At 61.5% G+C, this 4,326-nt stretch carries 3 protein-coding genes; all 3 read right to left on the bottom strand.

The window, feature by feature from the left end; all coding sequences use genetic code 11:
- On the bottom strand, positions 1-1,166 hold a 1,166-nt coding region (locus WMK75_RS18445; RefSeq protein ID WP_347269043.1), incomplete at its 3' end, for a UvrD-helicase domain-containing protein.
- Positions 1,167-1,180: 14 nt separating this feature from the next.
- Complete coding sequence (locus WMK75_RS18450) at positions 1,181-2,005, bottom strand: hypothetical protein (RefSeq protein ID WP_347269044.1); 825 nt, start codon at positions 2,003-2,005, stop codon at positions 1,181-1,183.
- Between the two features lie 4 nt (positions 2,006-2,009).
- The coding region (locus WMK75_RS18455; protein ID WP_347269045.1) for a site-specific DNA-methyltransferase at positions 2,010-4,326 on the bottom strand (2,317 nt) is incomplete at its 5' end.

Below are 4,326 nucleotides of genomic sequence, written 5' to 3' on the forward strand. Positions count from 1 at the left end.
CGCCCGAGGCGCGACACGTCGCGGTAATCCTCCCACGACCGAAGTTGCCAAGCGTCCACGACGTCGTTCCATTCTCCGATCAGGAACTGAGGCGAGAACCGGTGCCCCTCGACCTCGGCCGCTGCCTTATCGATCAGCGACTTGACCAGCGCGCTTGAGGCGATCTGGGGCTGTCCGAAACGCTCGGAATGAAGGTCATACCCTACGGCCGAGACCGCCCTGACGATGATCCGCGCCGAAACCGTGGGCTCGTTGCCCACGAGGCTGGCCAATTTGGCTCGGAGGGCATTCGCCAGAGGTTTCGAGAATGTTGTCAGCAAGACCTTGGCAGAAGGATTAGCGCGGGCAAGATGGACCGCTCGATGCAGCGCCACGATGGTCTTTCCCGTCCCGGCCGAACCCGAAACCCGAGTCGGGCCGGAGAACGACCGTTCGACGAGGTCGGCTTGGGCCGGATGCAGGAACACCGCCCACTTGTCCCAGGGATAGTCGAGCGCCTGTTTCAGTTCTTCTGCGTTGGCCAGAACGCGGAAGCGGCGCTGAGCGTCCGGGTGAGCAAACGGATCGGCCTCGGCGGGCACAGGCTCTGGCGGTTGTGGTTTCTCGCCAACGGCGAGTTTCAGCAATGCTTCCTGCGCCTCTTGCGGCAAGTGCTCGATGATGTCGAACAGCGTGTCTTCGGTGGCTGTGCGAACGTCGTTAACCCATTCTTCGGGCACGCCAAAGGCCATCAGTTCGAACTTGCGCAGGTTGTCGAACAGGCGGGCCGCAGGTTTGGCAGCAGGGGCGGGTGTGGCGGCCACCTCGCGCGGTTTGAAGATTTCCACCTCTTCAACCCGCTCGCGTACCTCGACCAGCTGCATGGCACCGGTCGTCGGGTGGCGTTCGATCTTGCGCCGTTCGGCCCATTTGTAGGCGTCGTCGTGGTGATCGACATAGACGAGCAGGATGCTGGCGGCCGTGCGGTGGACGATGATCCGGATATCGACATTCACCCGCACCGACCAGAAATTCGAGTCCTTGGCGCGGTCCAGCTTGTGGAAGGACAATCCGTTCGAGGTCGGGTCCAGTTGCAGGTCGAAGGCGGTGGTTTTGGCCGCCTTCTGCTCCTGCGCCGTCAGGCGGCCAAGACTGTCGGTGAAGGTGTCGGCGATCCGAAATTCCATGTGTTCGCCAACCCCTATACCCAGTTGCCTGAATGCGGATGCCTGGTGCCCAGCATGTATACGCCCGAGTGCACGTCGATCAGGCTCCAGTCCGCAAGCTGAGCGCAGAGCTCAGCAAACAGCCCATTGTTTTCATAGATTGCGCCAGGCTCGAATGATGCGTCGTCCAGCTCGCTGCCAGCCGGAGATTTGCTGAGGATACCGGTATTGTGAAGCAACTTGAGCCCGGCAAAAATTGGCCCCCCGGGCGGCAACATCGGCGGTGGTGATTTTTGCGAGATCGCTAGGGCAGGCTGACCGAACAAGGCAGTCATGAACATTGCCGTCGCGTTCCACGCGCCGATGTACGGCGGTCGTTCCTTGGGATTCAGTATGGGGCTGAGCCACCGCTCTTGCGCCCTGCCGAGTTTATCCAGCGTATCAGGCAGGGTCTTGGGAAGAGTGACCTTTCCGAACAGCATGTGTGCGCCCGTCAGCGACTGTTCGATGGGCGTCGGGCCCCGCTCGAGGTGGAAGCTCTTGGCGGTGTTAAGGTCAGCTGTGTTCCAGTCGGAGAGCACGTTGCAGACAGCTTCCGTGAACGCGAGGTCCAGTTGAGCCAGGTGGCCCCAGGACAGGCCAACGGCGAAGCAGACATGCCAGGGGTTGGCAGCGGGAAAGGCCGCCAGATGAGAGGTCATCTCGGAAGTGGCCATCTTGTTGAGAGACTGGCCCGACTCCTTCAGCAAAGCCAATACCTTGCCGCGGGCAGGGCCACCTTTCACCCCACCGCCCTTTTCGCAGAGCTCGTTGAACGCGCGCTGCGTGTCGTTGACCGGCTTGCTAATTGGCGCCTTCATTGAATCACTCCACCGCAAATACCTTCATCACCTCATCCCCAAGGTGATTGATGACCTTGACCGCGATCCGCCCTGACTTCGGCTTCACGAACGGCCGTGATGTGTCCGAATACAGGCTCTCCCAGGCTTCTTCGTCGATCTCGGCCTTCAGCGTGGTTTTCAGCGCCTTGTAGGGGTCGTTCGCCCCCAGGAAATAGGCGTGGCGAACGAAGAACGACTCCTCGTTGTAGTCGGTGTCCAGCATCCACAAGGCGATGCCGTCGGTGCCTTCGCTTTGCACCTCGCCGGTCTGGGGTTTGAACACGTCCACACCGAAGACCTGGACCTGAACCATATCGTCGCCTGCATCGGTGATGCGAATATCCGGCTCGCCGAAGATCACGAACAGGTTGCCCGCGCCGGTGGTTTTCAGGTCGGCGCCCATATGCAGGTCGGGGTTCATCCGGGCTTTCAGGATGCGGATGCGGCCCAGCTTGTCGAACTCGGAACTGTGGGCGTCGTAGTTGAAGGCACAGGCGATCAGCACGTCGAAACCGGCGTCGCCTGCCTCGCGCGCCGCGGCCACCAGGTCGGGGCGCGACACCGTGCCGAACTCTGGCCCGATGAACACGCCCGCGCGGCGCTGGGTGTCGCCTTCCATAAAGGTGCCCTCGGCAGCGATCCAGTTGCCGGGCCAGCCCTTGAGGCTGGTGAAGGTGATCCGGTCCTCCTTGTGCGCCTGCTGCACGCCCGCGGCTTTCAGGTTTTCCAGGATCATGTGGGCGAAGTCGGTGAAGTCGCGCGGACCCTCGGCCGCCTTGCGCTTGCCCTCGGCGGCCTCGTAGGTGTCGATCAGCTCGTCATCCCAATCGACGGCGAGGGTGCGGTGAGGCGAAAGGCTTTCCACGGTGAAGGGGCCGGCGACGCGAACCTTGGAATTGTCGGTGAAGGGCTTGTCGTAGAGGTATTCGAACTCGGCCTTGGCCGCGATGCTGGCGTCGATTTCGCGCTGGCGGGCGATGCGGGCATCCCAGAACCGCTTCAGGGCGGATTGCGCGGTGGCGGGCCAGCCAGAGGGAGCCTCGCGCGGGATTTCCCATTCCATCAGGCTGTTCGCCGGGGCCATCTCGCCAGAGGGGAGCTTGACCTCACCCCTCGCGGTGAAGTCGATCTTTGCGCCCGCGCGGCCGCCGGTTTCCACCTTGAAGGGGGTGGAATGGCCTGCAAGTGCGGCGTTCAGGGCGGCGAGGGCATTCTCGACGGCGGGCTGGAGCCTGTCCCAGATCACGTCGATTTCGGCGTTGTTGGCGATGGATTTCAGCGTGATGTGCGGCACGCGGTCATAGACGAAGCCCTGACGGATGCTGCCGTGGGTGGGGGCGGATTTGGGCGGGGTGCGGGTGATCTCGCCTTCCTTTTGCTGCCCTTCCTTGCTGTCGGCCAACAGGTAATAGGGATAGCGCGCGCCCATCAGGCGGGAGCGGGCGAGGGCCACGGCGACGCGACTGGTGTCGATGGTGATCCAGCGCCGCCCCCATTGTTCGGCGACATAGGCCGTGGTGCCCGAGCCGCAGGTGGGATCGAGCACCAGATCGCCGGGGTCGGTGGTCATCAGGATGCAGCGGGCGACCACATCTGCCGTAGTTTGCACGACGTAGAGCTTTTCCGAACTCACGAAGCCACCCTGTGAGATATCATCCCATAGGTTATTGAGGGGCCGAACCGGAAAGTCTTCAAACACACGGGCGTAGCGCAGCGTTTTTCCCTTGATCCCAAGTCGGTAGCCACATTTGAGACGCGACATGCCAATAACGTTAGTTTTCCAGCCGCCGGTTGCAGGCTTGAATTCTATACCATGGAACTGAACTGGAACTCTTGTTGTGTCAGCGCCCGTTTGCGACGTTAGATTGTCCAATGAGCATACTTCGCCTTGTTCGCCCGTGGATGCGGGAAACGTGAATCCCGTGACAGAACGGACATAGTCATATCCCGTCGTATTCTCGTCTTTTCGTCTGTAGAGTTGACGATATTTGACTGCCTCCGCTCGTTTCGCAAACCAAATGATATAGTCTTGGGTCCCGGCAAGAACCTTCGTGCCAATCGCAGGGCTTCCGGCCCCAGTAGTCTTCTTTACTGAAATCGACGCGCAGAAATTCCCCTCCCCAAACACCTCATCCATCAGCGCTCGCACGCGGTGGACGTTTTCGTCGCCGATCTGCACGAAGATGCTGCCGCTGTCGCTCAGCAGATCGCGCGCCACGGTCAACCGGTCGCGCAGGTAGGTCAGGTAGGAATGGATGCCGTCCTTCCAGGTGTCGCGAAAGGCGCGGACCTGTTCGGGT

This window comes from Paracoccus sp. (in: a-proteobacteria), assembly GCF_039808215.1.
Lineage (GTDB): Bacteria > Pseudomonadota > Alphaproteobacteria > Rhodobacterales > Rhodobacteraceae > Paracoccus.

Bases quoted from the DNA above. Each gene is read 5' to 3' on its own strand.
- WMK75_RS18450 (WP_347269044.1), bottom strand. From the start codon at position 2,005: ATGAAGGCGCCAATTAGCAAGCCGGTCAACGACACGCAGCGCGCGTTC.